The organism is Myxococcus sp. AM011, from assembly GCF_013372595.1.
GTDB lineage: Bacteria > Myxococcota > Myxococcia > Myxococcales > Myxococcaceae > Myxococcus > Myxococcus eversor.
In genome coordinates, this window is the sequence record NZ_JABXEM010000154.1 from 1 (window position 1) to 26,520 (window position 26,520).

Here is a 26,520-nt window from a genome sequence, read left to right on the forward strand (position 1 = left end):
CCACGCCTCCGAGCACCAGGGCGACACCCGTGCGAGGCGCCGTCATGGGCATGCCGGAGACCTCGGGCCACGCGGAGTGCGCCGCGAAGGCCCAGCTCGCCAGGGAGACCAGCCCCATCAGTGGAGCGCCCGCCGCCGCGACCCAGGCGAGCGCGCGGGCAACGGCCTGGCTCTGGGGCTGGGCCCTCCAGGTCCGATTCATCGGCGTCCCCCCGGAACGCACGGGTGCTTCCGTCGAGGGCGGGTGGCCGCGTCACGCGTGACGGCCCGCTGCCTCGCTCCTCACGCACCTGTCGGGACATGGATGCGCACGCGCGCCGCGTCCGGCGTCGCACGGCGGGGCAGGGTGCCTGCCTGACCGCCGCTCAGCGGGATGCAGGCGGATGGAGCCCCGGATAGAGGGTGAGCACCAGCCCCCAGCCGGGCGCGACGGCCACATTGCGCGCCACGTAGGCCTCCTCGCCCTCCACGCCCAGCCGGAACGTCTCCGCGTCCCCGGCGGTGTGCACGTAGAGGAAGAGGCCGTCCGCGGACGTGCCCACCTGGTTGACGCCGTTCAGGTCCGCCGTCGGATAGTAGATGCGCTCCGTCAACTCGCTCCGGTCCGGCACCACGCGCACGCCGGCGCGAGGCTGGCCGTTCTCGTCGACGACGCGCCCCAGCGCGAAGCCCGCGTCGCGAAGCGTGTGGGCCCGGTCCTCCGTGTGGCCTCGCAAGAGCGGCTCGCCCATGGCCGTGCCCAGCGCGTCGTGGAACGACTCCGGCAGCGCCCAGGCGCTCGACTCGATGACATCCGTGCGAGGCCGCGCTCCGGTGAAGACGCTGTCGTAGACGACGGTGACGGTCCGCACGAAGCCGGGTCCGCTCAGTCCCACGGCCAGCCCCTGGTGCACCTCGCGCACGGGGACCTCCGTCACCGCGAAGGCTCCGTCCTCCTGGAGCACGCCCGTGCCGAAGGTGGCGTTGACGTCATTGACCGCCACCCGCAGCGGCTCCTCGACGAGGATGGGCATGCCGCCGAGCGAGGGCACCGGCTGGCCCAGCGCGGTGAAAAGTCGCGCGGCCTCGGGCAGCACCTGTGCCTGTCCGCTGACGCGGATGCGCAGGTTGTCCAGGTCCACCGACTCGGCGTCCTCGGTCTGGAAGCCGGGGTCCGGAGCAGGGCCGCCGGAGCCGCAGCCGGACGACGCGAGCCCGAGAAGTACACAGGATGCCAGCAGGAATGGGCGCTTCATCGCTCGGCAACATTTCCATGCCCCCTCCGCGCGGCAATCCACCCGCGAACGCTCCGTCCCCTGTCCGACGCTCAAAGACAGACACCGGGCCGGCCACTCGCCCGTGAGGGACGAGGGACGCGGTCCGGTGTCGGAAATCCATCAACGGGGGTGGGCGGATTCGCCCGGAGGCTCAGCGCCAGCCGCCCTTGTTGTCACGGGAGCCGCCCGAGCTGCCACGACCACTCGGCGCGGAGGAGCCGCCACCCGAGCTCTTCGAGCCGCTGCTGCCGCCACCGCTGCCCCAGCTTCCACCGGAGCTCCGGCTTCCGCCGCCGCTGCTTCCACCACTGCTGCTGCCGCTGCTGCTGCGTCCACCACCGCTGCCCCAGCCGCCGCTGCTGCTCCCGCCACTGCTGCTCCCGCCGCCGCTGCTCCCACCGCTGCTCCCACCGCTGCTGTTGCCACTGCTGCCGCGTCCGCCACCGGTGCCCCAACCGCCGGTGCTCCCGCCGCTGCTGTTTCCACGGTCGCTGTCGTTGTCGCGGTTGCCTCGGCCATAGCCACCACCGGAGCTGCCACCACCGGAGCTGCCACCACCCGAGCCACTGCCACTCGGAGGCGTACCGCCGTTGTATCCACCACCGGAGCTGCCACCACCGGAGCTGCCACCGCCCGAGCTGCCACCGTTGCCATATCCGCCGCCGGAGCTGCCACCACCGGAGCTTCCGCCACCCGGGGTGCCGCCACCGTTGTTGCCGTAGCCGCCACCGGAGCTTCCGCCACCGGAGCTGCCCCAGCCGCCGCCGTTGTTGTTGTCGTCGTCATCGCGGTCCCGCCCCTGGCCGCGCCCGGGACGCGAGCCGCCGCGGTCATCATCCCTGTTGCCCCGGCCGTAGCCGCCGCCGTTGTTGCCACCCGAGTTGTTCCCGCTGCCCCAGCCGCCGCCGTTGTTGTTGTTGTCCCGGTCATACCGGGAGCCGCCGCGAGGAGGCTGCGTGCCCCAGCCGGTACCGGAAGGAGGCGGCTGGCTGGAGGGGCGGTTGTCGGTGCGAGTCACCGGGGCGCGATAGCCCGGGCGAGACGTGGCCCGGCTGTAGCCGTAGCCCGCGGAGGCCGCGTGGGTCCGGTCATACACGTAGCCGCGGTTGCGCTCCCAGCGGTACGCCCGGCCCGCATTCGGGTAGTAGTCGTGCGAGTGGCGCCCGTGCAGGCCGCAGGACGTCCCGAGCGGATCCAGGTGGAAGTCCCAGTACCAGACCAGTGTCGGCCCTCGGTAGTAGTAGACGTCGTCCGTGTAGGTGTACTGCGTCTCGGACGGGCGGTAGCCGTGCGTGTGGACGTGGTCGTACGGGCACCAGCCGCCACCGTCGATGTCCGGAATGGGGTGGTCGCCCGAGAACCGGTAGTCCACCACGGCCACCACGGGGCGGCGGGCGGTGGGACCGTGATAGTGGGCGTAGCAGCCCGTCCCCATCATCAGGGCGAGAGGGATGGCGAGTGCGAGCAGTCGGCGCATGTGACGAGTCTCCCGTGCGAAGGGCACTTCCAGCCAGTCCCTCTTCGCGACCACGGGCTGATGACGGGCGTTCCTGGAGGAAATTCACGCCCGGCTCCTTCTCGCCCGCCTGCCTCCTCTTTAACCGTGCCTGTGCCCTGGTGAACACCGTGCCCGCTGGTGTAGGTGCGGAAGTGCGTGCGACTGGAGCGCCGGGGCCTTCCGGACCCGTCGCGCGAGGAGAAGGCCACCCATGTCGGATTCGGATTTCGGTCGAGGGCGGGGGGCGTCGTGCCCGTTGCACCCGGATCACCTCGCGCAGCGGACCTGTACGCGCTGCGGCAACTTCATGTGCGACACGTGCAGCGAGCACGGCGCGCAGGCGCACTGTCCCACCTGTCGTGAGCGCGAGGGCCTGGGCCGCGCCTTCCCGCTGGACCGCGGGAACTGGTCCATCGGCGACCTGGTGGAGGTGTGCTGGGACCGGTTCAAGCGCGAGTGGGTGATGCTCAGCGTGGCCGCCATCATCTTCTTCGCGGCCTCCATCATGGGCAGCTTCATCTCCCAGATGCTGTCGTTCATCGGCGGCATGGCGGGCAGCACCACCGTCATCGTGCTGACGACCATCGTGGGCACCGTGGCCTCCTATGTGATTCAGGGCATGGTCGGCCTGGGCTTCACCCGCATGTGCCTGGACGTGCTCCAGGGCCAGCGCGCGGACCTGGGGCGGATGTTCTCCCAGCTCCCCAAGCTGGTGCCCTACCTGCTCACGATGCTGCTGTCTTTCGCGGTGATGCTCCCCGTCATCATCCTCTGTGTCGGCGTCGCGCTCGCGGTGTTCGTCGGGATGTCGGGGGTGTCGCTCGCCGAACTGGACTTGGACTCCACGGAGTCGTTCACCAGGGCTGTGACGAACACGTCGCCGCAGGTGTTCGTGGCGACGTTCGCCGTGGGCATCGGGCTCTACATCTTCCCGGGCATGTGGCTCATCATGCCGCTGGTGCTCGTGCAGCCGGCGATCGCCAACGAGGAGGCTCCCGGTCCGGTGGAGACGCTCAAGCGCTGCTTCGCCGCCGCGAAGGGCCAGCGCCTGGGCATGTTCGGCACCATGGCGCTGGGGTGCGTCGGCCTCATGGTGGGCATCATCCTGTGCTGTCTGCCCGTCCTCCCCGCGCTGGGCTTCTTCCAACTGCTGCTCTGCGGCCTGTACCTGTCGCTGAGCAAGGGCGCGGAAGAAGTCTTCTGACGTCGGGTGGCTCATCGGGGCCCGCGAAGGGAAGCGGGCCCCGGTGCGGGACGTCGAGTCAGTGCACCAGTCGCTCGGAGGAACCCGAGCGGGGCGTGGCCACCCGGCCCATGCAGGCCAGGATGTGCTCGCGGTACTCGGTCAGCTCGCGCAGACCGCACAGCATCCACCGCCCGCCGATGACGAGCGTGGGCACGCCGCGCACGCCGCGAATCGCCGCGTCGCGGTGCTCATCCAGGATGAGCCGGCGCGTCTCCTCGGAACGGAACGCGGCGGAGAACTCGTTCATCGCCAGGCCCACGCGCGACGCCAGCTCGAACACCACGTCGGACCGCGACACGTTGACGCCCTGCTCCAGCGCCGCGCGCTGCATGGCTCGCGCGAGGAAGGCCCGCGCTTGCGGTCCCTGCAGTCGCGCGGCCTCCAGAGCGGCCAGTGCCGGCACGCTGCTGCGGGGCGGGTCTCCGCCCAGCCACAGGTCCGTGGACAACAGCGGCGCGGTGGCGTCCGACTCGCGTTGCGCGCGCTGCACTTCTTCCACGAGGCCGCGCTTCTCGCGCTCCGTGGGAAGCACATCGTGCACGCGAAGCGGATAAGGCCTCACGCTCCAGCGGACGGCTTCGCCCAGCTCCTGGCGCAGTACGTCCAGGCGCAGGTCGGCGAGATAGCACCAGGAGCACAGCACATCCTGGTACACGGTGATCTGCAGCGGCTTGTGCAGCGTTTTCATGGGGGGCCGCCAGATTAGAGGCCACGCCGCGCCGCTGCCAACTCCCCATGACACTCGGCCGCTGAATGCATTCCTGTGTTCCTGAGGAGCATGCGAGGTGGCTTTGGCCCAGGCTGCTCGCTTGCTTCACGGCGTGCGAGCAACCTCGAAAGCCCTTCGCGCTACTCGCCGTAGGCCTGTGAACCCCCGGACTTCGAACCGGCGTAAGCCAGCGCGTGGTCGATGATTTCGCCCGCGATGTCGCGGCCCGTGGCGCCCTCCAGTCCCTCGAAGCCGGGGCTGGAGTTGATCTCCATCAACCGGGGTCCGGCGTGCCCCTCCAGCATGTCCACGCCGGCGACCTCCAGGCCGATGATGCTCGCGGCCCGCACCGCGGCTTCCATGTACGCGGGGGGAAGCTCGATTGCCTGCCCTTCACCACCGCGGTGGATGTTGGAGCGGAACTCGCCCTTCTTCGCCTTGCGACGCATCGCGCCCACCACCCGCCTGCCCACCACGAGCGCGCGCACGTCCCGGCCCTCGCTCTCCGCGACGAACTCCTGGAGCACGATTTCCTGCCCCAGGTCCCAGAAGGTGTCGAGGATGGTCTGCACCTCCGGCAGCGTGTGAGCAATCATCACCCCCACGCCCTGCGTGCCCTTGATGAGCTTGATGATGACGGGCAGCCCGCCCACCTCCTCCACCAGCCGGCGCACGTTGCTGCGGTCATGCGCCATCAACGTGCGAGGGATGTCCAGTCCGGAACGCGACAGGAACTGGAGCGCGCGCAGCTTGTCGCGGCTGCGCGCGATGGACGACGGAGGGTTGAGTACTGGAACACCCATCATCTCGAAGTGGTTCACCACCGCCAGCCCATAGGCGGTGATGGACGCGCCGATGCGCGGCACCACGACGTCCACGCCCCGTATCTCCACACCGCGGTACGTCATGCGCGGTGCGCCTTGCGCGAGCAGCAGGCAGCAACGCAGAGTGTCCAGCACCAGCGGCCGGTGGCCCCGCTCCCGAATGGCGGACACCAGCCGGCGTGTCGAATAGAGCGAGCGCTTCCGGGACAAGATGGCCACGGTCTTCTTCACGCGTGAACGACGCGGCGCGGGGCGCTCGGGTGCCGGGGACCCTGGCGTGGCCGGGGCCTTCTTCTGCTGGATTTTTCGGGGAGACATGGGCGGAGCACACGAGCGTAGCATGTACCGCCGGACGGGGCGGGTGACGTGGTTCGCGTTTGCTATCCTCGGACGCAGATGAGCGCGACAGATCCACACCCCGACGACATCCACACCAGCCCCGGAGATGCCGCCGGGTTGGACCTCGCCCACTCCCCATTGCTGGGGGAGACGCTCGTGGTGGACCCGCGGACCACCGTGAAGCTCCACAAGTGCCGGCTCGCCGTGGCCTCCGGGCCGGACACCGGACGCTCCGTCGTCAGCGACAAGGAGCGCCTGCGTTGCGGCGCGCATCCGGGCAATGACCTGGTGCTCGTGGAGGACCGCACCGCCAGCCGCCACCACTTCGAAATCCAGTTCACCGAGCGCGGCTATCTGCTCGTGGATCTGGGCTCCACCAACGGCACGTTCCTGGACGGCCGCAGAATCGAGCGCGCCTATCTCTCACCGGGCTCCCAGATTCGCGCGGGCTCGTCCGTGCTGACCTTCGCGCCGCTGGATGAGGAAGTCACCATCGAGCCGGACCGCGACGGCGAGCTGTGCGGCATGGTCGGCCAGAGCATGAAGATGCGCCAGATATTCGGGCTCATCAAGAAGATCGCCCCGCTCGACGTCTCCGTCATCATCCAGGGCGAGACGGGCACCGGCAAGGAGCTGGTGGCGCGCGCCATCCACGAGCTGTCGGGCCGCGCCAGGTCGCCCATGGAGGTGCTCGACTGCGGCGCCATTCCGCCCAACCTCATCGAGAGCGAGCTGTTCGGCCACGAGAAGGGCGCCTTCACCGGCGCGGTGAGCGGACGCCCCGGCGCCTTCGAGCGCGCCCACGGCGGCACCATCTTCCTGGACGAGCTGGGCGAGCTGCGCCTGGACCTGCAGCCCAAGCTGTTGCGCGTGCTGGAGAACCACGAGGTGCGCCGCGTGGGCGGCAATGAGGTCATCGAGGTCAACTGCCGCGTCATCGCCGCGACGAACCGGGACTTGATGAAGGAGATCCAAGCCGGCAACTTCCGCGAGGACCTCTACTTCCGCCTGTCGGTGATAACGATTCAGCTGCCGCCCCTGCGCCAGCGCCGCGACGACATCCCGCTGATCCTCAAGGGGGCCCTCGCGGATCCGGAGGTCGTCCTCAAGCACGGCAAGAAGCGCTTCTCCCCGGAGTCCATGAGCCTGCTGATGTCCTACGCGTGGCCGGGCAACGTCCGCGAGCTGATGAACGTCCTGTCTCACGTGCTCACGTTCAGCGAGGGCGAAGAAATTCAGCCGGCCAGCCTCCCTCCCCGGGTGCGCGGACAGGCCCGCGAGGGGCCGCTGCCGTTCAACGAGCACCTCTCCTTCAAGGACGCCAAGGAGCAGCTCCTGGAGAACTTCGAGCGGGAGTACGTCACCAGCGTCCTCACCCGCTGCGAGGGAAACCTCTCCCGCGCCGCCCGGGAGAGCGGCCTGCACAGGAAGTCCATCGAGCGGCTGGTGAAGAAGTATCAGCTCGACACCAAGGGCATGAAGCCCCGCTGAGCCGGCCCCTGGGGTCGCTCGGGCCCCGGGGGAACCTCGTGACACGCGTGACACACGTGACACACCCCCCGCCCAGGCTGTAGCGTCGCCTTCGCGCTGTCGGTCTCTTTGCGACGGGCAAGTTGACGTATGTCTTCTGGGGAGTAAATCCCTGGAACATGCGTCCTGCCATGAATTCCTACCCTCGAAGGAATGGTGGCCAGTCAGGACAAGCCATGGTGGAGGCGGCGATCACCCTGCCGCTGGTGGTGTTCCTGTTGCTGGGCACGTTGCAGTTGTTCCTGATGCTGCAAGCGCGCGTGCTGGCGCACTACGCCGTATTTCGCGCCACCCGGGCGGGCTCGGTGGCCCATGGCGACTGTGAGCGCATGACCCACTCGGCCATCCTGGCGCTGCTTCCTTCGTTCCACTCGTTCCTGGGCAACTCCGTCGCCACGGGCGTGGTGCAACACGGTGGCGGTAGCAGCGCCCCCGCGCGGCTGGCCGCGGCCTTCGCCGCCCGGCGCGACAACCGCTACTCCAGCGGCCTGGACGGCGTGCACGACGGCGCCATCGTGTGGATTGACCGCCACATCCAGGGCGGCGGCGTCCCGAGCCCGGAGGACCGCGACTTCGACGAGCCGGGCCACCTGCGGCAGCTCGAGGTGCGGATGGTCTACTGGTACCCGATGAAAATCCCGTTCGCCAACTGGGTGATGTCGCGGATGTTCCTCGCCCAGCTCGGCATCGAGGACTACACGGCCACCAACCCCCTGATGGCGGCCGAGCGCAACGCCAACTGGAACCGGGGCGAGTTCACGGACCCCTTCACCCTGAGCGCCGCGCTGCGAGACGAGCTCCAGCGCAGGGTGCGGTTGCAGCAGTACGTCTTCCCCATCGAGACGACCTTCACGATGCGGATGATGACCCCCCTCAAGTCTCGCTTCTTCGCCCAGCCTCACTGCCCCCGGTGAACCGATGAACATCCTCCCTTCTTCTCTCCGCCTCCCCCGGCGCGGACAGACGATGGTGCTCTTCGTCCTCGGCACGTTGCTGGTCGTGCTGATGGTCGTGCTCACGCTCTCCTTCTCCATGAAGGTGCGGGAACGAATCGAGCTGCAGACGGTCGCGGATGCCGCCGCGCACACCAACGCCGTCGCCACGGCGCGCACCTTCAACAACATCGCGGTGCTCAACCGCGTCCAGATTGGCCACGCCGTGGCCCAGGCGGGCGCGCAGAGCATCATCTCCTGGACGACGCTGTACCGCGCCCACCTCAACGCCAGCCGCAGCTCCTTCAGGGGCGCCGAGTGGCCCTACCGGCTGGCCACCATCCTGTGTGCCTGCGCGCCCTTCAATGGCGCCTGTGCGCGCGCGTGCAGGTGTGGCCGCAAGGGCGTGAGTGACTTGAGCGCGCTGCAGCGGGCCTACCAGAACGAGGACCGGCGCATCGACCCCATCTTCCAGGGGGCCGACACGCGCGCCGCGCTCCAGCTCCTGCTGCACCAGACCGCCCAGCTCGCCATCTACGCCGCGCAGCAGAAGACCTTCGGCGACCTGGTGGACAACGTGAAGGACCAGTCCTTCGCGAAGGACATCGCGGATGCCGCGGCGGCCGGGCGGGGGCGCAACGAGTGGCTCACGCCCGGCGGAGTGTCCGTCAACGCGGACGAGCTGGAGGGGGGCCTGGCCTGCTCGGGAGATGGCGCGGCCTGTTCGCTGCCGCTCTCCGTGGCCCACGCCGTCAACGCCGCCATGGGCAGCCGGGGTTTTCGCTTCGTGACGCACCGGCAGTTGGAGCACTACCCGCCGCACATCGTGCGCGTGTTGCTGCTGGCGATGATGACGCGGCAGAGCTTCGCCTTCGCCACGGGCGAGGGCACCGCGTATTTCAACAAGCCCGCCAAGACGCTCAGCATGCAGACCCTGTGGAACCTCCTGCCGCCGTATGCGGCCGCGGTCACCGCGCAGGACGAGGGCGAGGTCGACACCCTCTACATGCACATCCTCAACGGCGGCGGGCTTCCCTGTCCGCTGGTGATGCCGGGGACCACCCAGGAGGCGAAGTCGGAGGTGGTCGCCTCGGGGCTCCAGTTCCGCCACACCTGGACGGGTGGCAACGACCGCATGCCCTTCGTCCACTTCCTGGTGCCTTGCACCGGTGGGCCCTCGAGCTGCCCGGGCATCTGGCCCGCCTTCATCGACTACCACTTCACGGGCGTGACGAACGAGGGCAACAACTTCGCGCAGCCGAAGAACTTCGCGGTGGTGCAGCGGGACATGAGCCAGCGCACGGTGGCGGACCCCTGGAACATCTTCACCCGCTTCCGCTTCGAGCCCTCGGGCCCTGGCACCGAGTTCAACACCCAGGGGCTGCGGATGATGGACGGCACGCCCAACTCGCTCCAGACGGCGCTGTCCACCGGCATCGCCTACTACCACCGGGGCCGCAGCCTGGGCATCAACCACTGGGCGGAGCCGCCCAACCTCCTCAATCCGTACTGGCGCGCCACGCTGGTGGCCCCGGACATCGACCGCAAGGGGTTGGCTGACGCGCGCGAGACGCTGAACAGCGCGGGGGCGAGCGTCGCCGCGGAGACCTTCGACGCCCTGCTGGGCGCGGGCTACCGGGGGATTCAATGAGACACCTGACTCAGTCGCGTCGCCGCGCCCGGGGCTCGGCCGTCCTGGAGGCGGCCATCGGCACCACGCTGATGGTGACGGTCATCGCCTTCGGCATCCACTTCGCGGAGGTGGGCTACCTGTCGCTGAAGGTGCAGGAGTCCGCCATCTCCGCGCTGTGGAACGGCACCCACCGGCAGATGCACTCCATCCCCTTGGACTACGACAAGGCGAAGGACTCGATGCGGGACGCGGCCCGCGACGCGGAGCGCCGGTACGCGGACTTCAATGGCCTGTCCCACATCAACAACGCGCCCGGCATCACCCAGGCCTTCACGGCGGGCGCGGACCTCTCCGTGCGCTGTGACATGGGCGGCGACCCTGAGTGGGAAGGGACCATCCCCACGCAGGTGACGTATCGCGACCAGGGCGCCGCGCGCTGCGGTGCGCAGGCGACGCTGAGCGCCTTCCGCTTCCCCACGTCCTTCCTGGACCAGGGCGCGGGCGGGCTCTACCAGCAGCCCCACGCGGATACGCGCTTCTCCAGCATGCGGGTGTGCTCGGTGGGCCGCGCGGTGGGCGGAACCTGCGCCGGCAGCTTCTCCATGCTGGTGGATGACTGGGGACTGGCCGGGGGCAGCCCCATCAGCGAGGTCCTCACCTGTCAGCTCCCGTTCGGGCAGATGCCGTACGAGATGAATCCCCCCATCTACCTGCCCATCCCCTGCGCCAACCTGCCTTTCTACAGCGCGGTGTATGGCACCTACCTGCCCACCGCCATCGTCATCCCCTACATGGCGGACTCGATGCCGCTGGCCGTGCTTCAATTCCCCGCGCCCATCAACTCGCGCTACTTCTTCATGAGCGCGCCGGGTGAGGAGCTGAACATGATGCAGATTCCCACCCTGGACCAGTGGAAGGGCTCCGGGCTGTTCCCCACCACGCCGGGTGCGCTGGTGGGTGTCTCCTCCGCGACGTATGGCTATGCCTACACGCAGCGGCGGCCCCTCAATGGATGTTTCCTCGGCAAGTCCTGCAACTAGCTGTGTTTGACGACACGGATGGGTTTCTCATGAAGACGACACGCGCCTCGCTTCCCTTCCTCGTGGTGGGTCTGCTCCTCGGAGCGTTGGTGGGAAGCGCGCCCGCGCTGGCCGACCGCGCGGAATGTGAGGCCTCCTGCGCCTCCAAGGGCAGCGAGAGCCTGCAGGGCTGCATGGAGCGCTGTCCCACGCCCACGGGCAGCGTCACCGGAAACAAGGCCGGTGAGTTCCAGTCCTGCGCCACGCGCTGCACGGACAAGTACAAGAAGGCCTTCGAGGTCTGCTCCAGCCGGTGCCCGAAGGACGGCCCCAGCGGGAAGAAGAAGGCGGAGTCGGTTCCGGACCCGGACGAAGCGCAGTGAGGACGTAGGGTGGGTGAAGTCCCGCGGCGACGTGGAAGACGAGGTCGGTCATGAAGGCGCTGTTGGTGTTGCTGATGCTGGGAGCGGGAGCCGAGTCGGCCCCGCCGGCGCCGAAGGCCGGTGCTCCGTCGAAGTCGAAAGCCGCAAGCCCCAAGCCGAAGGCCGCCACGCCGCCGCCCGCGCCGTCCGCGCCACTGTCGGCCACGCCGCTGTCCGCCTATCTGCCGAGCGAGGAGGACGAGGAGGCCGCCGCGCTCCCGCAGCCGTCGCTCTCGTCGCTGCCGCCGGACATGAAGGTGCCGCCCATCTACCGTCAGCCCTTCGTCTGGGACGTGCCCCGGACGTTGGACATCGTCGAAATGCCGGGAGTGATGCTCGCGGATGGCATTCCGGTGCGGCTCAAGGCCGTGCGCAGCGCGGACAAGGCGGAGTTCCTCATCCAGCACATGGTGGACCGGTGGATTGAGTGGGGGCTCTACCTTCCCCCCCCCGAGCACCAGCCGCAGACGTTGCGCGAGGCGACGCTCACCGCCGTGGACCCCGAGCGACTCATCACCTACACCGTCATCGTCCAGCCGAATCCGGATGGCACGACGACGCTCTATCTGGGCGAGGCCAACATGTCGCGGCCGCCCCAGACCGTGTCCTCCGTGGCGCCGTTGATGGCGGGCGCAGAAGGGGTGCTGACCAGCGAGCTGGAGGTGATGCGTTCGGTCAACTACACGGTGAAGGCGAAGGAGGCGGAGGTGGAGGCCTTCTATCGCGTGGAGCTGGGCAAGCTGGGCTTCAAGCAGGCGGAGCCCCGCCGCTTCCGTTCCCAGACGGAGGAGGTGGAGCTGGTGCTGCAGACTCCCAAGACGGGGACGACGTCGGTCGCGGTGCTGCGCCGCACGCTCGGTCCAGAGGATGCCGCGAAGCCCGCGGGTGATTGAAGCGCTGCACCGAGCGTGTTACGGGCGCTGTCGACATGAGCGACACGCCCACCCAGGACAAGGACTTCAAGGACTCGGTCAACCTGCCGCGCACGGAGTTCCCGATGAAGGGGAACCTGGCGCAGCTCGAGCCGAGGATGCTCGGCTGGTGGGCGGAGCGGGGCATCTGGGGAAAGATTCTGGAGAAGAACGCCGCCGGTGAGCCCTTCGTGCTGCCGGACGGCCCGCCCTACGCCAACGGCCACCTCCACGCCGGCCACGCGCTCAACAAGGTCCTCAAGGACATCGTGGTGAAGTACCGCAACCTGGTGGGCCGCCATTGCGACTTCATCCCCGGCTGGGACACGCACGGCCTGCCGATTGAACAGGCCGTGGAGAAGCGGCTGAAGGACAAGAAGGTGGACAAGCGCACCCTGTCGCGCGACGCCTTCCTGGAGCAGTGCCGCGCGTACGCGCTGGAGTTCATCGACATCCAGAAGGCGGAGTTCCAGCGGCTGGGCGTGTTCGGCTCGTGGGACGCGCCCTACAAGACGCTCGACTTCGCCTATGAGGCGCAGGAAATCCGCGAGCTGGCCGTCTTCGCGCGCCGGGGCATGCTCTACCGCCGCAAGAAGCCCGTGTACTGGTGTCTGTATGACCAGACAGCGCTGGCGGAGGCGGAAGTCGAATACGAGGAGCACGAGTCCCCGTCCGTGTACGTGGCCTTCGCGGCCGGAGCTGAAATCGCCGAGCGGGTGCCGGCGCTGAAGGGCAAGGACGTCGCCTTCGCCATCTGGACGACGACGCCGTGGACGCTGCCGGCCAACCTGGCCATCGCCGTCAACCCGGAGCTGGAGTACGTCTTCTACCAACTGGGCTCGCGCGTCATCTGCGTGGCCAAGGACCTGTTGCCCAAGGTGCTGGCGGAGGTGAAGGCGGACGAGCTGGCGGTGAAGCACGTGGAGCTGCCGGGCGGCGAGGTGTCCGCGGCGGCGCTGGTGGACCCGTCGCGAATCCTGGCGTACGCGCAGGGGACGGAGCTGGAGCACCTGACGTATCAGCACCCGTTCTACGAGCGCCGGGGCCGCATCGTCCTGGGCGAGCACGTGACGCTGGATGCCGGTACGGGCCTGGTGCACACGGCGCCGGGGCATGGCCAGGAGGACTACGAGGTCGGCCTGCGCTACGGGCTGGACATCTACAACCCGGTGCGTCCGGACGGCCGCTACGACGACACGGTGGGCGAGGCGCTCACGGGCAAGCGCGTGTTCGAGGCGAACCCGCTCGTCATCGCCGTCCTCGTGGAGAAGGGCGCGTTGCTGAACGACGCGAAGGACACGGTGGCGCACAGCTATCCGCACTGCTGGCGTTGCCACAACCCCATCATCCTGAGCGCGACGTACCAGTGGTTCATCCCCATGGACGTGCCGTTCCACGGGGAGAAGACGTTCCGTCAGGAGGTGCTGGCGGAGGTGGACAAGGTGAAGTGGGTGCCCTCGTGGGGGCACAGCCGCATCCGGGGCATGTTGGAGACGCGGCCGGACTGGACCATCAGCCGTCAGCGCACGTGGGGCGTGCCCATCTGCATCGCGTACTGCGAGGGCTGTGACGAGTCGCTCGTGTCGCCGGAGCTGATGGAGAAGGTGGCGGCCCAGGTCGAGAAGGAAGGCGTGGGCGTGTGGTACCGCACGCCGGTGAAGGACTTCCTTCCCGAGGGCTTCAAGTGCTCGCGCTGCGGGCATGGGGAGTTCCGCCGCGAGACGGACATCCTCGACGTGTGGTTCGACTCGGCGTGCATGTTCTCCGCGGTGCTGGAGCGCAGGCAGCGGATTCCGGCGGACCTCTTCCTGGAAGGCAGCGACCAGCACCGGGGCTGGTTCCACTCGTCCATGCTGGTGGCGGTGGGGACTCGCGACATGTCGCCCTACAAGGCGTGCCTCACGCACGGCTTCGTGGTGGACGGCAAGGGCGAGAAGATGTCGAAGAGCCTGGGCAACGTGGTGGCGCCCGAGAAAATCATCCAGCAGTACGGCGCGGAGGTGCTGCGCCTGTGGGTGGCGGCGAGCGACTACCGCAACGACGTGCGCCTGTCGGACCAGATTCTCAAGGGCCTGTCGGAGGGCTACCGGAAGATTCGCAACACGGTGCGCTACGCGCTGAGCAATCTGTATGACTTCGACCCGGCGCCGCACTCGGTGCCGTACGAAGAGCTGCTGCCGTTGGACCAGTGGGCGCTGGGAAGGCTGTCGGAAGTCGTCACGCGCGTGAAGCAGGCGTACGAGGACTACGAGTTCCACCTCGTCTACGCGACGGTGGTGGACTTCTGCGCGGGTGACTTGTCGGCGGTGTACTTCGACATCCTGAAGGACCGCCTCTACACGTGGCGCACGGATGGGAAGGCGCGGCGGGGCGCGCAGACGGTGCTGCACGAGGTGGCCTCCGTGCTGCTGCGGCTCCTGTCGCCGGTGATGAGCTTCACCGCCGAGGAGGCGTGGGGCTTCCTGCCGGGCAAGGCGACGGAGAGCGTGTTCCTGGCGGGCTTCCCGGAGGCGCGCGCGAAGCTGGAGCCGGCGCTGGCGGAGCGCTACGCGAAGCTGTTCGCGCTGCGCGAGGCGGTGCAGGGCGTGCTGGAGGCGGCGCGCCGCGAGAAGCGGATTGGCGCGTCACTGGAGGCGCGGGTGCTGTTGATGGCGTCGGCTCCGGTGCGGGAGTTCCTGAAGGCGCACCTGGACGAGCTGCCGGGCCTCTTCATCACCAGCCAGGTGGAGCTGGTGGACGCGGAGGGAATCGACGCGACGTCGCTGGACGTGACGCGCGTGTTCGGCGACGGCGCGAAGGTGCTGGCCGAGGTGAAGCCGGCGCTGGGCCACAAGTGCCCGCGCTGCTGGACGTACTCGGAAGCAGTGGGGCAGGGCGGCGACGTGTGCCTCAAGTGCCGCGAGGCGCTGGCCGCGTAGTCCCCCTGTCCGGAAGTCCCACGGGCTCGCATCTCCAACGAGGTGCGAGCCCTTCGTGTCTCCGGCGCTCCGAGGCTCCGGCGGCCAAGGCTCGACATGGGCTCGGCCGCCGCATCGCCCAGGTGCTTCGTGGGGGCGAAAGAAACGGGCCCGAACTCCGTGAGGAGATTCAGGCCCGTGGGCACTTCCAGGTGTTCCAGAGGGTGAATCGGTGGGCTTCACCCGCCGGGAGGCCAGCTCAGGGAGGCGTCGTGCACTCGGGCACGGGCCGGTCCTCGGCGCGCTTGGAGTCGCAGTCCAGCAGCGACGCCAGCCCGGTGAGGGGCTCCACCATCAGCAGGCTGCGGGGGCGGCCGGATTCGGCGTTGAAGGTGAGCCGCAGGTTGCCCGGGGCCGCGGCGGCGAGCGCCGCCGTGTTGTCGAGCTGGCCCTGCATGCAGCCCAGGTTTCCGGGCCGCACCGCGCGGCCCATGCCGGGCAGGTAGCAGAGCCCGTGCACCGAGGACGCATTCATCGTGTCGGGGATGACGACGTCGGGCCCCGTCTCCGAGCAACAGGCCGCGTTGGCGCGGCAGGTGGCGTTGAGGCAGGCGGGCTGGGGACAGGTGTTGTTGTCCCATTCATTGCCACACGTCAGCCGCTCCCACCGGGCCACCGTCCGCCGCGAGCCGTCCGGCTGCACGATGTTGGGCTCCACGACGATTCGCACCGGCTGGTTGGTGGCGATGGCACGCTGACGTGCCCGCAGCGCGGAGGACCACAGCTCCCGCGTCGCGGCCGACTCACGCTGCCCGTCGATGGGCGTCTGGATGCCCATCAGCGCCATGGACAGCATCAGCCCCACCACGGCCAGCGCGATCATCAACTCCAACAGCGTCATTCCACGTTCGCGCATCATGCTCACGTCCCCGCCGGAGCGGGCTGCAGCCCGGCCGACACGAAGTTCCGGGGCGCCACGCGGAGGGTATAGGTCCGCCGCTTGAAGCCGTCCTGAGGGAAGCCATCCTTGTCCAGCACGTTGATGGTTGCCGGGTCCACCACGGACCGGTCCGAGCGCGGCGTCCGGATGATCAGCGTGATTTCCACCTCGCGCACCCGCTGGCGCAGCCGCGCGCGCAGGTCCGTGTCGTTGGCGACCGCGGCCTCCACTGGCGTCATCACGTCCACCGTGCAGGTCGTGGCGCCGCTGGTGGTGCACTGGTCGATGGGCGTGCCGGAGGTCAGGCTGGTGGGGAACCAGCGGTAGCCATTGTTCGGTTGGGTCAGGTCGATGACGGCGTAGCGGACCTGCATCCGCTCCACGTCCCGACTCACCACCGCCCAGTTGGTCGCGCCCGGGGCCAGGTACTCCAGCGCGGGGCTCCCGCCCGCCCAGTTCACCCGGTAGGCCGCGCCCACGGTGCGCATCATGGTCCACCCCTGCTCGGTCCACATGGTGGCCCCGGCATCCGCGCAGTCGCCGGTGGTCGTATCGGCGGTGCCATGGCCAGGCGTCGCCGTCACCCGAGCCTCGGCGGGAGGCGGGTTGTTCTGAATCGAGGTCAGCCGGAAGTGACAGGCCAGAGCACCCCGGGTCGGGTTGCCGACGATGATGGGAGTCGACGACGGACCACCCGAGGGCAGCAGCGTCGTCGGGGCATTCCCGGGCGTGCACAACTGGCCGCCATTGCGGACGGGGTTGGTACCTCCTCCGCACGCGGTGAGCGTCAGCATGCTGCGCGGGTCACCCCAGTAGAGCTGCAGCACATCCGAGGCCATGTCGACGTACGGCGTGCCCGCGGGCGGGAGCGAGAAGCTCAGGTCCGCCGCGAAAGGCGCCGCCCCCACCTGCATGTCCCGCCTGGTCCAGCTCATGATGGCGAAGCGCTGGTCGCCCTCCGAGAACTGGATGGGGGAGTTGCCCATGCCGATGCCGGCGCGCTGCACGTCCAGGGTGAGCAGGTCCTTCACCGCCCGCCCCGTCACCTGCGCCACCATCGTCTGTTCCTCGAAGAGGGCACGCCGCTGCATCTGCATGCCCACCACCAGGCCGATGCCGAGCACCACGACGCCAATGGCGCTGGAGATCATCACCTCCAGCAGCGTGAAGCCGCCCTGGGAACGAAGCGTCCTGCTCATGGCGCCATCCTCGTCTGGAGGACCACGACCTGGCGTCCCGTGCGTCCCGGCTCCACCCAGCTCACCGACACGCGGACATTGGCGATGTTGCCGGACGTGCCCGCCGCGCCACCCAGGTCCCGGTTCACGGGAGGGAACCCGGCGGCGCCATCCTCGATGGAGCCCACGAGCACCGGACTGTCGACGTCCACCGCCACCTCGTACTGGCGAGCCACGTCACCGGCGGGCGCGGCGGTCTTCAGCTCCCCTCCGGCCGTCTGCCACAGGGAGGTGCGCTGACCATCCAGGGGGATGAGGTTGGCGCACGGAGGTGTGGCCGAGCAGCCCATGCCGGAGATGTTCTCCAGCGTCCGCTCGGCGATGAGCTGCGCCTGCGTGGCGGTGAGGGTGCGCCGGTTGGACGCGCTGATTTGCGTCACCAGCGTCATCACCGCCGCGATGCCCACGAGCATCACGGCCATGGTGGCGAGCACCTCCAGGAGCGTGACGCCCCTGGAGGCCTTGAACCGCGGGGAAATCATCGAGGCAGCCTTCCATCCGGAATGGGGTCGTACACGAGCACGCGCGAGCGGGTCTCTCCCCCGTTGGCCGCGCCGTTGTTCCATTTGTCGTCACCCACCATCATCATCTGGCCCGTCGCGGACAGGATGAAGGCGTGCTGGTCATGCACCACCGGCGCGCTGACGCCATGGCCGCCAATCTCCACGCTCGTCTGACTCGGCTTGCCGGTGCCGGCGTCCGGCATCTGCGACGTCGTGTAGAGCCTGCCGCTCGAGTCCTCGCTCAGATTGCAGACGTCGGCGGCCGCGCCCACGGCGGTGGTCGTGAAGACCTGGTCATCGCTGAGCGACACGCCACCCCACACCGTCTGGCCAGGGTCCAGCGGGGACACCCAGAGCGGCTCCAGCAAATCACACGGCTCGGAGCCGTCGGGGTTCGGGTCTTCGAACGCCATCAGGTGGTAGCGGTAGTTCTCCTTGTTGGCGGGACCGTCGCCAATCTCGTCCGGATTGTCGCTGGTGCCGAAGTAGAAGCGGACCAGGGGCTTGGAGCCGTCACGCACCACCTTCACGGCGATGTTGGAGTGGATCTGCTGGAAGTGGGTGGTACCGGCGGGGTTGCTCGCCGCATCGCGGTGCGTGGAGGCCGCCATCGGCGCGCTGGCCACCCGGCACGTCTTGACCTGACGGCCCATGTCCCGGTTCGTCTCCACCGAGTCCAGGTTGATGCGGTACACGCTGCCGGCCGTGGTGGGCACGTACATGACGTCGTAGTTGCCGTCGCGGTTGAGGTCCACCATCGCGGTGGCGCCCGCGACTCCGGAGCCCTCATCCAGGGTGATGACGCCCGCGTAGCGACCCGCGGGGGTGGCGCCCTTCTTCAGCGGCGTGCCCGTGCTCATGTCCAGCAGGTACAGCGTGCCGGAGCGGTCGGCCGCGGGCTTGTAGTCCGTGCCCACGACGGCCGTCCATCGACCGTCCGTCTCGTCGCCCCACTTGATGCGGACCACGGAGGGCGCATGACGCGAGCCGGAGTTGTCCGGCAACAGCACGTCCGCGTCGTCATCGGCCGCGTCCGAGAACGCGTCGAAGAGGGCGGTGTTCCTCAGGTCGAACTCCCACAGCGGCGTCGGGTACGTGGCCGTGCCGGGATTGGTGATGTCGAGCGCGAAGACGGCGGGGCTCGACCTGCCGGACGCGGAGACGAGCACCGTCCGGGCGCCCTTCAGCGGACGCGCCGTCACCGTGGTGCCGGTGGCGGGCGTCCACTTGGCGGCCAGGCCACCGAAGTCCACGTTGGTGATGGTGGGCGAGGCATCCATCTGTGGCTTGGGCTTGTCGCCCGCGCCCGCGTACTTGGCGTACAGGTAGCGGTAGCGGTCCAGCAGGATGCGCGGCATGTACGCGAACTTCTCGTCACCCGAGCCGTACTGGCGCGGGGCGACAGGGTCGATACAGGCCGCGCCCGCGTGCTTGAAGTAGCCGCGCAGCTGGATGTCGTCCGTGCACTCGTCCTTGCCCTCGACGCGGAACTCGCCGGACTCGAAGCCGTGCATGAAGCCGTTCATCGTCCCCACGTAGGCGATGGAAGGACGCGCGGCCAGCGGGGTCATGAAGTTGCGGCGGTACAGGTCGCGCTCGGCGGGCAGCGCGCCCATCGCCCACGAGTCCAGGTACGGCGGCACGGCCACGGCCACCGTGGACAGGTTGATGCCACCCATGGCCCACGGGCGCTTCACGTTGGTGGCCCCCGGCAACTGGTGGTCCTCCCATCCGTAGAGCCACTCGCGGAAGACGTTCCGGTCGTTGTTGGCCGTGGTGTTCACCTTGGACGGAGGGGCGGTGATGGTGGGCGTGCCGCACTTGCCGTCGCCGTTCATGTCGTAGAGGGGCTTGCCCGCGACCTGCTCGTCACAGAGCGTGTCGGGGAAGAGGACGCTGAACCTCGACGCGGGGCCCACCATGTCGTCTTCGAGGTTGGCCCGGGTGCCGTCCGCCTTCGTCGTGTAGATCTTGCGGTTGAGCGGGTCCCCACCTCCACGGAAGCTCATGGCCATCACCTTGCCGGCATCCCAGCGCTCGACGACATTGGTGACGGTGGTGTCCTCGGGGTCATAGAGCGAGCGGAAGTACAGCCGGCCGCGCACCGAGTAGTCCTTGCGGTTGTCGTAGGTGCGCTCGGTGGCCTCGGGCATTCCGCTGCCCGGCCAGTTCTTGCCCCAGTCGCTGCCCGGCGTCTCGTTCACGCCCCAGAGGATGGCGTTGCCCACCGTGGACGGCGACGAGCGCGAGTAGCTGCCGGCACGCACGGCCTGGTAGCCCACGTTGACGTTGTCGACGACGGGGACGCACCGGTCATCCGGGCTGGTGATGTCCACCTTCCAGCACAGCTGCGAGCCGGTGAAGCCCAGCTCCAGCAGGTCCAGCTCCTTCGTGTTGGCGTCGCCCGCGTCGAAGCGCACGGGAATCCAGGTGCGGTTCTCGTTCTTCTTGCGGACGTACGAGCCGTTCTCGAACACGACGGTGTGGCAGTCCACCGCCACCGAGTACTGGATGGTGGGCGCGGGCCTGCCCGGCAGCGAGCATGCTCCCGGCGTCACTTCCGTCCAGCACGGAGGGTTGCCGCACGTGCCGGAGTAGGGCGCGAAGTCGTCGTAGCGCGAGAAGCGCACCTTGGTGATGACGAAGTCCTCCGCGTCGCTCAGGTCGATTTCGCCCGTGAGGCTGCCGGAGCGGAAGGTGCCGCCGTTCTGCTTGTTGATGACGAACACCACGTCGTTGAAGTCGCGGTCGCCGCCGCCTGGAAGGTCCTCGAAGCCCAGAATCCAGCGGAACTCGTCCGTGGACGGCGCACCCACGATGACGTGTGGCATGGGGTTTCGGTTGGTGCCGGTGGGACGAGGAATACTCACCGCCTCCTTGGGCATCACCAGGTTGCCGTAGGTGGCCTGAGTCCTCAGACGCAGCAGCGTGTCGTCGGTCAGCCAGCCGCACAGCTTGCGGCTGTTGTCCGCCAGCATGCACTGGCCGGCCGCGGTGGCCGCGGGGTTCTCGGCGGCGCAGTTCTCCGCGTAGTCGCAGCCGATGTTTCGCTCGGCCACCACCGAGTTGGCCAGGGAGTTCTGGTCCATGTTCCAGGCCGACTTGGAGAAGAAGACGTTGATGGGCGTGCGCAGGTGCAGCAGGCACTTGCCGGCGTTGTCCTGCTTCAGGCAGGGATAGACGGTGCCCTCGTTCGGACCATGGTTGGAGTCGTAGTAGACGATGAGGAAGAAGACGATTTCCTTCTGGCCCTTGATGAGTCCCAGGTCGACGGTGCGGTCATTGATGTCAATGACGTTGTCAGCGCCCGCGCGCAGGATGCCCCGGTTGTCATAGGCGGTGACGTTGTAGTCGGGAATTCCGTCGTCGTATTCGTCGACATCCTTGATGGTCGACATGTCTCCCCAGGTCGCCTTTTGGTCGTCGTCATCCGCGAGCAGGAAGACCATCTGCCCGATGCCCTTGTTGCCGTTCTCGTCGTCCCGAGGCTCCAGCAGGTTGGGGATGTGCGGGAACAAGCCCTTGTCGGAGAACTGGGTGGCGCTGGCGTTGGTGTTTCCTCGCATCTGGCCCACGATATCCGTGTCGATATGGGTGGAGCCACCACCCGGGCGGGCGTCTGCGAGTCCGTTGGTCCCGGTGACGCGCACCCAGGTGGAGCCGCAGTTGCGCATGGCGATGGCCGGCTCGGTGTACGTCTCGCCGCCGGAGGTGAAGGACACCGGCGTGCACCGACGGTCTCCGGCCTTGCCCACGTAGGGGCGGGCCTTGGTGCCGGTGGTGGGAGCCAGGTTGAAGAGGTCTTCGTGCAGGTCGAAGATGCCGTTGTTGTTGGCGTCCAGCAGCTCGCCCTGCGCGGTCGTGTAGCCCGCCTTGAACGCGTCCTCCAGGTACATGTACCCGAGCGCGTGCGAGGCGCCTGCGGACTCGAACACGTAGCTGATGGTGACGCGCTGGTCGTAGGGGAACTTGATGACCTCGGAGTTCAGCATCTCCGGAGGCAGGAGCCGGAGGTTCGACGTGTCGGGCGAGTGGCGCCCGCTGCTCGTCATCTCGATGCTCGGGTTCTCCGACTCCGCCTGGCTGTCGTATTCGGCGTTGCTGAACCCGTCCTGCTTGTCCTTGGACAGGTTGTCTTCGCAGAGGTTGGCGACGTTCTGCGCGGCCGCGAGCGGGGCCGTCAGCAGGCAGAGCACTGCGAGGGCGCGGTGAAGGGTTCTCATCACTTCTTCCCCTGGGAAGGACGGGCGGATTCAAGCGCCTCGCGGCGCTGCTTCGCGCGGCGGGCGGTGAGGTCTTTCTCGAGCTGCTGACGGAGCTGCTCTTCGCGAGACAGCGGAGGCGGTCGCGAGCTGGTCTTCAGATAGGACACCAGCGCGTCCATCTCGGTGGGCTGCATCCCGCGCGTGTCGCAGCGGGTGTCCTTCCTGCTCTCGCTGGGCGCGGCAATCCAGGTGCGCAGCCCCTCGCTGGAGGTCTCCTTCACCTTGGGGCCCAGCTCCACGCGGCGCTCCTCCGGGGAGCGCACCGGCACCTTGATGCGCGGGCCGCCGTTCTTCTGGGCCGTCAGCGCACTCTTCGTGGGCTGAGGGGTGAGGGTGTGACAGCTCGCGCAGGCCTTCTGGAATGCGCTCTGTCCTTCGGCGTTCGCCGCGGCGAAGCCGGGCAGCAACAGGAGCGCGACAAGTGAAAGGCGTTTCATGGGGAGACTCGCGGGACAGCGAGGGAATCAGGGCGTGTTGGGGAGGGTCCGGATGGGCACATTCGCGGGCGCGCCTGTGTCCTGCGTATTGTTGTAGGTGTTGTCGGCGCCGCAGCCGCTCTGGGTGCAGCCGGGGCCCACGGCGATGGCGCCGGTCTGGTTGACGATGAGCGCCTGGACGATGGCCCGCGTGGGGCGTCCATCCCGGCTGAGCACCTCGCCCACGGCCGCCACCCAGATGCGACCGTTGACGTCGACCGTGGGCTGGTTGTCGTCGAGGTCGTCGCGCACGAAGACGCGGTAGCGGACGTTGTTCTGCTCGGGGTAGTCGACGTAGGGGTCACCCAGCGCACTGGCCTTCTCGGCGGCCGGCATGGAGGCCGGGGCCAGGCGCAGGTAGTTCCAGGGGTCACCCGGAGTGGCGGGGAGCAGCTCCATCCAGGGAGGATTCGCGCCCGCCAGGCCCGGCTCCGTGACGGTGGCGCCCCCCGCGACCAGGGCGGCGAGCACGACGTTGTAGCGCTCGTCGATGGCCGGCGTGCGGATGCGCATCGCCTCGCGCCCTTCCGCCAGCCCCGCCTCCGCCGCGAAGAACGCTTCCTTCTGCCGGCGCGCGTCGGACTGGGTGTCCGCTTCGCGGCCCACCACCCGGTAGCTCAGCAGCACCGCCATCGTCACGACCACGACGACGCCGAGCGCGACGAGGAGCGTGAAGCCCCGGGCGGCTCGGTTCCGGGGGAGGTTTCGGTGCGCCATCTGAGGAACTCCTGTGCGCGCCGCTCGGGGGAAAGCGACGGAAGTGTCGCCAACTCAGCAACTCACGTGCCCAAAAGGGCAGGTCGGCAACCCCCTGAAATCGTTCCTGTGCGGGCTAGACCGGAGAGGGGATGGGTCTATTGCGACCTCGCAAAAGATGCAAGGCTACGTACTTTTGCGTAGTCGAGGGGTTCACGGCGGGAGCAACCGGGCAGGCGCGACGGCCCGCGTCACCCGGGCTCCTGCTCCAATGCACGCAGCCGGTTCACCAGGGCCTGCATTCGCTCCTGGTGCGAGCCCGGCCAGAAGACCCGGCGGCAGTCGGGACATTGTTGGAACCGCGAGTACCGCTCCGCCACACCTTCGGGGACGCGGCCCGCCACCTCATGAGGTTCCGCGGGACTCAGGGAGGCGTTGCAGGCGATGCACCGGGAGAACGGCTTCATCCGGGCCGTGAGCCCATAGCGCCGCACCACCTCCACCAACTGCTCCGCGGGGTCCGTCTCACGAGGGAAGTAGCCCAGGACGACCTCACCGCGCTTGAGCACGCCGATATCGCGCGTCAGCACGACGCGCTGCTCGGTGCTGGAGATTCGCGCCAGCTCTTCATCCGCGAAGTCGTTGCGCCAGAGCGTGTCGAAGCCGAGCATCCGCAGGAAGCCCGACAGCCGTCCCAGCCCCACGTCGAGCACGAAGCGAGGCATGCCCTCCACGTGCTGGAGCGCTGGCCAGGCCTCCACCCGCGAGCCAGGCGTCACCCGGTGCGAGAGGCCCACGGGCTCGTCGTTGACGTGCACCCGGTCCATTTCGGGGTGGGGCGGTCCGAGCGACTCGATGAGGTCCTTGACCGACGGCGAGCCCAGGGGCGTCACCTGCAACGCCTCCAGCTCGCGCTTCTCTGGAGAGAGGAAGTCCTTCAGTCGGCCATGGAGTCGGACAGTCACCACTGGAGGCTCTGGGTTCCGCCGCGAAGGTGCCGAGGTCGCGACCGAGAGGGTTGGGAAGATGTCGCCCAGGTTTCACTGCTGTAAATGTTCGATTTGGCGGTAAGTAGCGGGACTGAGGCCCGGGTCGTCTTCTATACTCCCGCCCCCGTCCGCTTGCCGGTGCCGACGGTCGACACCCTTGAGTCGTCATCACGGAAGCAGGCCCGAGCGCATGAAGAAGACCCTTTCCTACCTCGCGTGTGCGGTGGCTTCGCTCACGATTCTCGCGCTGGCCTGTGGTGATTCGGATCCGCCCAAGACGCCGCTGCCGCTGGAGGATGGCGGGGTGCTGTGGGTGCAGTGTGATCCACGGCAGGACCCGGGTGTCTGTGGCGCGGACGAGGAGTGCCGCTTCGTCCCGTTCTATGACCGCTCCATCTGCGTGCGCCCGTGTGGACCGCAGGCCGCGTGTGGTCAGGCGGAGGCGCAGTGCTGCCCCACGGGCGAGGAGCGCGACGGCGGCGAGGCGACCTTCTGTCTGCCGAGCGAGGTCTGCGAGGCGACTCCAGATGCCGGCGCCGATGCGGGGGATGGGGGCGAGGAGACCGACGACGGCGGATCAACGCTGGATGGTGGCGACGTCGAGGCTGACGCGGGCCCGGTGACCGGGACCGATGCCGGCCCCGAGACTGACGCGGGCCCTGGCCCCGTCACCGACGCGGGCACTGGCCCTGAGATTGATGCGGGTCCGGGTCCTGTCACCGACGCGGGCACTGAGATTGACGCCGGCCCCGGCCCTGTCACCGACGCGGGTACGCCGATCGACGCCGGCCCCGGTCCCGAGATTGATGCGGGCCCCGGCCCTGTCACCGACGCGGGTACGCCGATTGACGCGGGTCCTGGTCCAGGAACGGACGCGGGCATCGACGCGGGCAGCCCGATTGACGCCGGTCCGGGTCCGGGAACGGACGCGGGCACCGACGCCGGCACGAGCACCGACGCCGGCACGAGCACCGACGCCGGCACGAGCACCGACGCCGGCACGAGCACCGACGCCGGCACGAGCACGGGCTACACGAACATCCGCATCATGGCGGCGAACATCTCCAGCGGGAACGGGCAGGACTACGACCCGGGCCACGGCATCCGCTTGATGCAGGGCGTGGACCCCGACGTGGTGCTCATCCAGGAGTTCAACTACCGGACCGACTCGGTGGCGGACATCAGCACGCTGGTGAACGCGGTGGGCCCCGGCTTCTATTACTTCCGGGAGACCGGCGCGCAGATCCCCAATGGCATCATCAGCCGCTGGCCCATCATCCAGTCGGGTCAGTGGAACGACACGCAGGTCTCCAACCGCGACTTCGCGTGGGCGCGCATCGACATCCCCGGTCCCAAGGACCTCTGGGCGGTGAGCGTGCACCTGCTGACGTCGGGCTCGGGGGCTCGCAACACCGAGGCGGGCCTCATCGTCAACTACATCCGGTCTCAGGTGCCAGCGAGCGACTACCTGGTCATCGGCGGCGACCTCAACACCGACAGCCGCTCCGAGTCCGCCTTCTCCACGTTCGCGAACGTGGTCGTCACCACCTCGCCGTATCCGGCCGACAAGAACGGCAACGTCAACACCAACTTCAACCGGAACAAGCCGTATGACCACGTGCTGGCGGACGCGGACCTGAACCAGTACCGCCAGTCCACCGTCATCGGCTCCAACAGCTTCTCGGGTGGACTGGTGCTCGACAGTCGCGTCTACACGCCGCTGGCGGACATCGCGCCGGTGCAGTCCGGAGACAGTGCCGCCTCCGGCATGCAGCACATGGGCATCATCAAGGACTTCCGCGTCCCCAACTTCTGAGTCGGTGACGCTCGCGCGCGGCGGCCCACACTCGGGTCGCCGCGTGCGCTCAGAAGCTCCACTTGTGCTTGTTGCGCTCGATGAAGCGCGCCACCGGTGGGATGCGCGCGATGAGCGGCGTGAGCACGAACACCGCCGCCAGTCGCAAGGGCTTCACCACCTGCGAGGCCGCATAGGCCGCCGCCCATGAGCCCGCCTTCTCGCCGGCGCTGTCCGGCTGGAAGCCCAGCTTGATGGCGAAGTAGAAGCCCACCAGCACCAGTCCGAAGATGACGTAGTTCGTCACCAGCGCCAGCGGGCCGTACTCCAGCATCAGCGTCTTGAAGCGCGCCATCAGCGTCGGCTTCGCGGGCTTCAAGACGCTGATGCTGGAGTACGGCC

The 26,520-nt window shown here is 68.5% G+C and carries 22 protein-coding genes; 9 read left to right on the plus strand and 13 right to left on the minus strand.

The window, feature by feature from the left end; genetic code table 11:
- From HUW62_RS28370 to HUW62_RS28380, 3 genes are all read right to left on the minus strand, one after another.
- Positions 1–202 (minus strand): hypothetical protein (locus HUW62_RS28370; RefSeq protein WP_176436172.1); only part of this gene is annotated, 202 nt, incomplete at its 3' end.
- A gap of 163 nt (positions 203–365) precedes the next feature.
- Positions 366–1,235 carry a carboxypeptidase regulatory-like domain-containing protein gene (locus tag HUW62_RS28375; protein WP_176436173.1) on the minus strand — a complete coding sequence of 290 codons (870 nt, stop codon included), beginning with the start codon at positions 1,233–1,235 and terminating at the stop codon, positions 366–368.
- 172 nt (positions 1,236–1,407) lie between these two features.
- On the minus strand, positions 1,408–2,733 hold the full coding sequence (locus HUW62_RS28380; protein ID WP_176436174.1) for a hypothetical protein: 1,326 nt from the start codon (positions 2,731–2,733) through the stop codon (positions 1,408–1,410).
- 232 nt (positions 2,734–2,965) lie between these two features.
- Between HUW62_RS28380 and HUW62_RS28385 the strand changes: the two genes are divergently transcribed.
- On the plus strand, positions 2,966–3,958 hold the full coding sequence (locus tag HUW62_RS28385) for a hypothetical protein (RefSeq protein ID WP_176436175.1): 993 nt from the start codon (positions 2,966–2,968) through the stop codon (positions 3,956–3,958).
- Positions 3,959–4,016: 58 nt separating this feature from the next.
- Here the strand turns inward: HUW62_RS28385 and HUW62_RS28390 are convergent, their stop codons facing one another.
- Both HUW62_RS28390 and HUW62_RS28395 read right to left on the minus strand, forming a co-directional pair.
- Positions 4,017–4,688: a DsbA family protein gene (locus tag HUW62_RS28390; protein WP_163863805.1), complete on the minus strand. Its 672-nt coding sequence runs from the start codon at positions 4,686–4,688 to the stop codon at positions 4,017–4,019.
- A 161-nt stretch (positions 4,689–4,849) separates the two neighbouring features.
- Entirely contained in the window at positions 4,850–5,851 is a 1,002-nt protein-coding gene (locus tag HUW62_RS28395) for a RimK family alpha-L-glutamate ligase (RefSeq protein WP_163863804.1), read from the minus strand.
- Between the two features lie 78 nt (positions 5,852–5,929).
- Between HUW62_RS28395 and HUW62_RS28400 the strand changes: the two genes are divergently transcribed.
- The 7 genes from HUW62_RS28400 (at position 5,930) to ileS (ending at position 15,237) form a co-directional block, all read left to right on the plus strand.
- The gene (locus tag HUW62_RS28400; protein ID WP_176436176.1) at positions 5,930–7,363 is read left to right on the plus strand and encodes a sigma 54-interacting transcriptional regulator; all 1,434 of its coding nucleotides are present in this window, start codon (positions 5,930–5,932) and stop codon (positions 7,361–7,363) included.
- A 215-nt stretch (positions 7,364–7,578) separates the two neighbouring features.
- A complete protein-coding gene (locus HUW62_RS28405; RefSeq protein WP_176436177.1) occupies positions 7,579–8,316 on the plus strand; it encodes a TadE/TadG family type IV pilus assembly protein in 738 nt (245 codons plus the stop codon).
- A 52-nt stretch (positions 8,317–8,368) separates the two neighbouring features.
- A complete protein-coding gene (locus HUW62_RS28410; protein WP_240356190.1) occupies positions 8,369–9,985 on the plus strand; it encodes a pilus assembly protein TadG-related protein in 1,617 nt (538 codons plus the stop codon).
- The gene (locus HUW62_RS28415; protein ID WP_163863801.1) at positions 9,982–11,007 is read left to right on the plus strand and encodes a pilus assembly protein; all 1,026 of its coding nucleotides are present in this window, start codon (positions 9,982–9,984) and stop codon (positions 11,005–11,007) included. The genes HUW62_RS28410 and HUW62_RS28415 overlap by 4 nt, the downstream gene beginning before the upstream one ends.
- Before the next feature lie 29 nt (positions 11,008–11,036).
- Positions 11,037–11,369 (plus strand): hypothetical protein, encoded by a 333-nt coding sequence (locus tag HUW62_RS28420; protein ID WP_163863800.1) that lies wholly within the window; start codon positions 11,037–11,039, stop codon positions 11,367–11,369.
- 50 nt (positions 11,370–11,419) lie between these two features.
- Complete coding sequence (locus HUW62_RS28425; protein WP_163863799.1) at positions 11,420–12,301, plus strand: hypothetical protein; 882 nt, start codon at positions 11,420–11,422, stop codon at positions 12,299–12,301.
- A gap of 35 nt (positions 12,302–12,336) precedes the next feature.
- Positions 12,337–15,237, plus strand: coding sequence for an isoleucine--tRNA ligase (gene ileS / locus HUW62_RS28430; RefSeq protein ID WP_176436178.1), 2,901 nt, complete (start codon positions 12,337–12,339; stop codon positions 15,235–15,237).
- Between the two features lie 238 nt (positions 15,238–15,475).
- Here the strand turns inward: ileS and HUW62_RS28435 are convergent, their stop codons facing one another.
- The 7 genes from HUW62_RS28435 to HUW62_RS28465 form a co-directional block, all read right to left on the minus strand.
- Positions 15,476–16,135, minus strand: a complete 660-nt coding sequence (locus HUW62_RS28435) for a Tfp pilus assembly protein FimT/FimU (protein ID WP_163863797.1) — start codon at positions 16,133–16,135, stop codon at positions 15,476–15,478.
- A 2-nt stretch (positions 16,136–16,137) separates the two neighbouring features.
- Positions 16,138–17,355, minus strand: coding sequence for a prepilin-type N-terminal cleavage/methylation domain-containing protein (locus tag HUW62_RS28440; RefSeq protein WP_163863796.1), 1,218 nt, complete (start codon positions 17,353–17,355; stop codon positions 16,138–16,140).
- On the minus strand, positions 17,352–17,876 hold the full coding sequence (locus HUW62_RS28445) for a prepilin-type N-terminal cleavage/methylation domain-containing protein (protein ID WP_163863795.1): 525 nt from the start codon (positions 17,874–17,876) through the stop codon (positions 17,352–17,354). The genes HUW62_RS28440 and HUW62_RS28445 overlap by 4 nt, the downstream gene beginning before the upstream one ends.
- Positions 17,873–22,120, minus strand: coding sequence for a DUF4114 domain-containing protein (locus HUW62_RS28450; protein WP_176436179.1), 4,248 nt, complete (start codon positions 22,118–22,120; stop codon positions 17,873–17,875). The genes HUW62_RS28445 and HUW62_RS28450 overlap by 4 nt, the downstream gene beginning before the upstream one ends.
- On the minus strand, positions 22,120–22,599 hold the full coding sequence (locus tag HUW62_RS28455; protein WP_163863793.1) for a c-type cytochrome: 480 nt from the start codon (positions 22,597–22,599) through the stop codon (positions 22,120–22,122). Before HUW62_RS28455 ends, HUW62_RS28450 begins: the two co-directional genes overlap by 1 nt.
- A gap of 27 nt (positions 22,600–22,626) precedes the next feature.
- Complete coding sequence (locus tag HUW62_RS28460; RefSeq protein ID WP_176436180.1) at positions 22,627–23,355, minus strand: hypothetical protein; 729 nt, start codon at positions 23,353–23,355, stop codon at positions 22,627–22,629.
- A 230-nt stretch (positions 23,356–23,585) separates the two neighbouring features.
- Positions 23,586–24,302 carry a Mut7-C RNAse domain-containing protein gene (locus HUW62_RS28465; RefSeq protein WP_163863791.1) on the minus strand — a complete coding sequence of 239 codons (717 nt, stop codon included), beginning with the start codon at positions 24,300–24,302 and terminating at the stop codon, positions 23,586–23,588.
- A 211-nt stretch (positions 24,303–24,513) separates the two neighbouring features.
- Between HUW62_RS28465 and HUW62_RS28470 the strand changes: the two genes are divergently transcribed.
- The gene (locus tag HUW62_RS28470) at positions 24,514–26,139 is read left to right on the plus strand and encodes an endonuclease/exonuclease/phosphatase family protein (RefSeq protein WP_176436181.1); all 1,626 of its coding nucleotides are present in this window, start codon (positions 24,514–24,516) and stop codon (positions 26,137–26,139) included.
- A 49-nt stretch (positions 26,140–26,188) separates the two neighbouring features.
- Here the strand turns inward: HUW62_RS28470 and HUW62_RS28475 are convergent, their stop codons facing one another.
- Entirely contained in the window at positions 26,189–26,506 is a 318-nt protein-coding gene (locus HUW62_RS28475) for a hypothetical protein (RefSeq protein ID WP_176436182.1), read from the minus strand.
- Positions 26,507–26,520 lie beyond the last annotated feature (14 nt).